Raw genomic sequence first — 6,057 nt, 5'->3', positions numbered from 1 at the left:
CCGCTTCACATCCGCAGAATGCGCAAACTACTTCCGGGCTGCAGGCTATGACCCGGATTGAACAGGATCTGCTCTAGTTGCCGCGGTAGAAGCCTGGCCTACGCCAGCCTCCTGGGTGATCTCCACCGGGAGGAACATCGTCGGCTGGTCGGGATAGCTGAATGATTGCCGCCACAAGCGGATCTGCCCCGGATGAATGTCGTGCCGGCGCGCCACATCGCCAATGCGAGCACCGGGCTCATCAGCTTCCGCAAGTATCCTCAGCTTCGCCTCGTCCGACCAACGCCGTCTGCGTTCGGTGCCGGACATGATCTCCATGCGAGCCATGAAACCTCTTTGTTCTGGTATTAATGTCAGCATTAATGCTGGTTCGAATGCCAGAACATCGCCTGATTTGCCCGATCAGCAAAAACAGCTCACCGGACGCTCACGTAGAGGGCGCTGAGTAGGCTTTTCCGAACAGAGCGCACATTGAGAGGCCGGCTCGCTTCGCCATATGCTGCAATCGTTTGATCGCCCTGCGCCACAACAACAGCGTTACGCCGGATTCCTGCGCCAAAGTTTCAGCCCGAGGGGGCAGTGGACCGTACAATGCTCGCTTCGATTGGTCGCAAAAGTCCTGCAGAGCGTGTGAAAACTCCTCTGATGAATGATGGTCAGCACTGAACACTGCGGGTGAGAAGATTTGTCTGATTTTGATGTCCCAAGAGCCCAAGAAGGCATGATTGGGCTCGTAGTCGCCCCTGTTGTGCTCAGAAAGTGCGTAGAGCGGCCTGTCATGCCCTGACGGCGGCAATCATACCCGGAACGCCGACAAGGGTGATGGTTCTTTTGATGTTGTAGGCGAGCGCTGTCAGGCTGAATTCGGCGCGGACGTTTTCCAGCGTGCGCATCAGGAACGCGCCCCGATACATCCACTGCTTGATCGTGCCGAACGGATGTTCGACGCTTTCGCGCCGTCGGTCCAGAATGTCGGGTCGGGCAACAAGACGCGCCGCCATGCGATCGAGCACCGCCTCGTTCTCCAGGCGGGACACACGACGGAAGCTTTTGGTGCAGCGTTAGCGCAGGCTGCACGCCTTGCAGGCGTCGCGATTGACGTAATCGATCTTCACATTGTCGCGTGATTTGCCAAAGTGACGGGGTGATAGCACTTGGTCTGCGGGGCAAAGGTAAATGTCCTTGTCCGGATCGTAGCGGAATTGCTCCTTGGAAAAGAAGCCCTGGGCAACGGCCGGACCGCGGATCGGTTTTGGAACATAGGCGGTGATACCGGCCTTCTCGCAAGCCTCAATATCCTCGATCTTGTAGTAGCCCCGGTCTGCCACCGCCTCGATCCTGTTGACGCCGAGCGTGTCCATCGCCGCCTCGACCGTCGGAGTAAGAAGCCCCCATATCGAGCACCTGGTTGCAGACCTCCTATTCGGCGATCAGCTTGTGCTTCACGTCAACGGCAAGCTGGATGTTGTAGCCGACGCCGACCTTGGTCATGCGCGCCATGGCGCGGGCATCCGGATCGGTCAGGGAGATCTGGTCCTCGCCGGTCTTGTCCAACTCATCCAGCAGCGCCTTGTGGCGATCGCGCTTGCCTATGATCGCCGCGATCTTTTCCGCGAGCTTTCCATCGCCGCGGCCGGAACCGCGGTCATTGCCGTTGGCTTTGTCCTCATCCTCATCCGCATCGCCCTCATCGAGACGCTTCATGTAGTCGGCTAGCTTCTCGTCGGCTTCGTTGATGAATTTCGTCAACGCTCCCCGCGTGAAGTTGCGGTCCTTGTTGTTCACCGCCTTTATGCGCGTGCCATCGACTGCCAGAAGCTCTCGTCCGAACAGGTCGAGTTGTCGGCACAGCACGACGAACTCGCGAAACACCTGTCGGAATGCAGACCGGTTCACACGGCGGAAATCGGCAATCGTCTTGAAGTCGGGTTTTAGGTGCCGCAGCAGCCAGATGACTTCGATGTTGCGGTGGGTCTCAGCCTCCAGCCGCCGACTCGACCGTACGCGGTTGAACCCGGCGGTCGTTAGGTCCAGTTGATCCACGAAGGCTTCGATGAACCGAACCGGATTGTCCGGCCCGACGTAATCGTCGACCGCCTCCGGCAGAAGCAGCAGTTGCGAGCGGTCTATTCCTGAAAGATGTGCCATGGCAAAGTGTAGATCGAGAGTCGCCGCAAGGGAATCCTCAGGTGACTTTCGGGCAGCGGGAATAAGCGAAACTGGAGGGAATTAATGACTGACTGGGATCTGATCCGAGACATGATGGCCGCAGCGATCGATGCTTGTGAGCGCGTGGAGGCTGCTGGATACCATGAGAGCGATAGAGACGCGGCTGTTAGCGTGCGCGGCCAAGATGTTAGCATCCACGACTTTCTTACAAGCGCATGGACCTATCCGGAAAACATTCGATACGAGATCATCCGAGAAAGACATGATAAGGGAGACGACCGTGCCTATGTGCCGGAGGCCTCCCGCATCCTTACTGCCATGGCACACGCCGCAGCAGAAATAATTGGATCCCGCCAACCCGAGGCTCCAGCAGTAGATGACATACGCAAAATGATCACTTGGTTCGGTAGCCACGCCGTCCCTGGTATCGAGCAAGCCATCGGGAACCGGCGTAGCAGCTCATCTTAAATCGAAAACGTTAGTTTCCACACGGTCTGCCCGAGTTTTGTCGGATTTTGCGGCTGATTTTTGCAACGCCGCAAAACTCGGTCTTTTGCGACATCCTACATCCTACATCCTACATCCTTCACGCACAGCTATTTATTGTCCCAAGGGGGCGTTGACCCTTGACGATTTCGATGCGCATGGGGCACCGATGTCCCTCCATAATGCCGGAAATTGCAGCTCTCAGATGCTCAATCTCCTCGTTAAACGACATCCCGTCCGGCTCGTGATCGTAGACGACCTTCAGGCGATACTCACCTGGGCCGAGTCGCTTCATTGCATAATCCCGCTCCAGTAGTTCCTCGATATGCGTGCGGGTTTGGGAGGCGCGGCTGCCGGCCACAGACCGGTCGGGCGGCGCAATGCGCAAACTGACCGTGCCAGCTGGTCGCTTGTCAGGAAGTGCTGTCTTGTCTGGAAAATCATCGAGTGCCCGGTACACCGTCATTCTCGAAATCTTCATGGATCGCGCCACAGCAGCCTTGGTCGCTCCTCCTTCTATCTGTCGGCGGATCTCGTCGCTATCGATGTTTTTCGTTCGACCTTTATAGACGCCCTGCGCCTTGGCGCTCTCAATACCAGCGCGCTGCCGATCCTTTATGAACCGCAGTTCCATGTCGGCCACCATGCCGAGGATCGTGATAACCAGCCGCCCAATATCCCCGGCCGTGGAGACTTCCGGCTCCAGAACTCGCAACGACGCGCCCTTGCCATCCAGTTCATGAACAAGATTGAGAACGTCGCGGGTTGACCGACCGAGCCGATCGAGGCGCAGTACGACAAGTTCGTCTCCCGCACTAAGGAACTGCAGGACGGTTTCCAATTCTGTCCTCCCGTGCCGGGATCCGCCGGAACCGGTCTCCGATCGAATGATTTCACAACCGAAAGCCTTCAGCCGTTCAAGCTGGATTTGAAGATCCTGATCACTGGTACCGACGCTAGCGTATCCGACGCGAGTCATGCACGACTCTGTCACGTTAAGGTGGCTCTCAGCACACTATCGTAACAAAATGCTCAAAACAACCCATTTGTGACATTCGCGTCGCGTCACATTGGAATGTCACTTTGGGTCTACCCATAAGAGGTGATGGGCTGTTACAACAGGTGGGGCCAAGAAAATGAGAACCGCAATCTTGCAGACCGTGGCGTTATGGTGATGTGCATCGTTCGATGGCGATCCTGAGGAAGAACTCGGCGCCGATACCACTCGATAACGTGGCGGCGACTTTCGTGAGTTCCGTGAGGCAATGGGAGCGCCCCAGAGAAATAGTCTTCATTCAATCTAGCAAATCTCCACTGGCTCGACTGCGCCGCCGACAATGTCGTGACGTGGGCGTTTCATCACGCGACGACATGTCGGTCGAGACAGACAGTGACCCGGCTTGGGACTCGAGCTCGCACAACCCGGAAGCCGATGGGGTCTGATCATTGTTGTAGAAGCGCACGCTGCCTTTTCCAAGACGCTTACCGGCGTAAAGAGCTTGATCTGCCTTCCTCATCAGAACTAAGGGGTCGGTCCCATCATCGGGACTGATGGCTATACCAATTGTGAGCCCGACACAGTGTGATCGATCATCAATGACAATAGGTTCCTGCACGCTAAAAATGATGGACTGACAAATAGCTGAAGCCTCATGAGTCGTAGCAACGTAGGGAAATATACCAACAAACTCGTCGCCACCCATGCGAGCAACGAATGCTCCTGACGGTGCGATAGTCCTGAGGCGATCCGCCACGACGCGAAGGACCCGGTCACCAACGGCGTGCCCAAACTGATCATTGACCGGTTTAAAGCCGTCCAAATCCATGTATGCGACGGTAAAGCATCTGTTTGCCGCACTCGAGGTGAACCTTTCTATGGCCTGAAGCAGGTAGAAGCGGTTCGGCAACCCGGTCAGTGCATCGTGCTTTGCCCGGCGTTCGCTGTCATCAAATTTCCTCGCCGCACTCAGCGCTTTTCCAAATAGAATTGCCGTCAGTCCCGCAAACCCCACCGCCACGCTGATCCAGACGGGAACCGAAAAGCGAAGGAGGTCTGAACCGGGGTCGGCACCCGTCCAGGCGAGTTCACCGGCTTTGTGACCGTCGCTCAGGATCAGAGGCACAGATCTTTCCGACAGCTCTCCGCTTTTTAAGAGATGGAGATCAGGAAGGAGATAGACTCTGGCGAACTCGGCAAGCATTTCGCTGTCCACCATATCAACCAGGATTATGAGGTGCTGTGGCTCTCTTGCCAGCGGATCTGGCTCCAGCGGCCGAATAGGCATGACAGCGGCGACCGCCGGAACGCCTTTTGCGAAAACCGTCCCGCCGACAGCCTCGTTGCGAAGCCCTTTCCGCTGGTTCGCGATAAGGTCGTGGATGCCTCCTGACAATATGTCATCCAGCCGTGTCGCCGTTCGGACTCCGTTAATGGATGCGTATGTCACCGAGTCGTCAGGTGCGACCACCACCGTCATCTCCATATCGAGATTTAAAAATACGGTCTTTCCCACATTTTGGTCGGCCCAGTCGGCATCTGGATGAGTCACGAGACGTTCGACGGCCTCGTCCCAAGCCCCGTAGTCCATCGCCCGTCGTTTCACATGCTCCGTTTTGACGACGATCGCACCCTCGGCCAACTTCATCTGTTCATTCCAAGCTGCATTGCTTTGGGACGATGCCACAAAGAGGAGGCACCCCAAGATCAGGGCAAGCAGCATCGCAATGAGACCCGCTACCGGGATAGCAAGCCTTACAATCAGTCTAGTGTATGCGGATGCCTCTCTCGACTTCATCAGTTGCTCCTGGTCAGCACCACAATACATGCAACTCTATTTAAGAGTCGTAAGTAAAAATGATCACTTTGTACCGGCAATGGGTGGGTCTAAGCGGTTTGTTTCTGATATCATCCATCGCGATGATTGAGAGGTTCTCCATCATCCATGGAAGTCCGATTCTCGGTGCACCATTCCGTTTGTATGCCGCCGATTTTCATGAACGGACCAAGAATTTCTTCTTCTCGAAGTGAGCACAGCTCCTCAACAGTCTGAACTGATGAGGTTGTCTAATCGCAGCCGGGGCGTCAATAGGCATTTTTTTTGAAGCGTCGCACTTCCGGGTGCATGGTTGTCTTCGCGCTCGAATCAGGCGCCGCATGATGGAGCTCCGGAGCACGAGCCTTCAATGTGGACGACGCATTCGGCTGAGACGGCGATGCAACCCCATCAACGGAATGGCTCGGCTCACGTCCCGGCAGGGACGCTTCAAGCGCTCACTTATTGAGCGCTATCTTATACTAGACCGTAAGCGGTGACGTGAGGCCGTTACTGAACCGCCCCGGCTTTACCGGAGACCGTTTGGTTTAAGTTATGCGGCCATGGCTGGCGCGTCCAGCATGGCGTA

Annotated in this window: 5 protein-coding genes and 1 pseudogene; 1 reads left to right on the top strand and 5 read right to left on the bottom strand. The window is 56.2% G+C overall.

Annotated features, from left to right (window positions below):
- Positions 1-45: 45 nt before the first annotated feature.
- Both V6S97_RS28840 and V6S97_RS29325 read right to left on the bottom strand, forming a co-directional pair.
- A complete protein-coding gene (locus tag V6S97_RS28840; RefSeq protein WP_334428411.1) occupies positions 46-327 on the bottom strand; it encodes a transposase in 282 nt (93 codons plus the stop codon).
- 449 nt (positions 328-776) lie between these two features.
- Positions 777-2,148, bottom strand: a pseudogene (locus V6S97_RS29325) (IS1182 family transposase).
- 84 nt (positions 2,149-2,232) lie between these two features.
- Between V6S97_RS29325 and V6S97_RS28820 the strand changes: the two are divergent.
- A complete protein-coding gene (locus tag V6S97_RS28820) occupies positions 2,233-2,637 on the top strand; it encodes a hypothetical protein (RefSeq protein WP_334428407.1) in 405 nt (134 codons plus the stop codon).
- A 118-nt stretch (positions 2,638-2,755) separates the two neighbouring features.
- On the opposite strand, the gene V6S97_RS28815 is transcribed toward V6S97_RS28820, so the two are convergent.
- The 3 genes from V6S97_RS28815 to V6S97_RS28805 all read right to left on the bottom strand — a co-directional run bounded on the left by V6S97_RS28815 (position 2,756) and on the right by V6S97_RS28805 (position 5,300).
- The gene (locus V6S97_RS28815; protein ID WP_334428406.1) at positions 2,756-3,634 is read right to left on the bottom strand and encodes a recombinase family protein; all 879 of its coding nucleotides are present in this window, start codon (positions 3,632-3,634) and stop codon (positions 2,756-2,758) included.
- Between the two features lie 187 nt (positions 3,635-3,821).
- The gene (locus V6S97_RS28810; RefSeq protein ID WP_334428405.1) at positions 3,822-3,950 is read right to left on the bottom strand and encodes a hypothetical protein; all 129 of its coding nucleotides are present in this window, start codon (positions 3,948-3,950) and stop codon (positions 3,822-3,824) included.
- A complete protein-coding gene (locus V6S97_RS28805; RefSeq protein WP_334428404.1) occupies positions 3,951-5,300 on the bottom strand; it encodes a diguanylate cyclase domain-containing protein in 1,350 nt (449 codons plus the stop codon).
- Positions 5,301-6,057: the final 757 nt, after the last annotated feature.

Origin of the sequence: Agrobacterium sp. CCNWLW155, assembly GCF_036888815.1 — a bacterium.
In the GTDB taxonomy this organism is placed as follows: domain Bacteria; phylum Pseudomonadota; class Alphaproteobacteria; order Rhizobiales; family Rhizobiaceae; genus Agrobacterium; species Agrobacterium radiobacter.
Note: the sequence above shows the minus strand (reverse complement) of the source record. Positions and strands in the feature narration are given on the sequence as shown.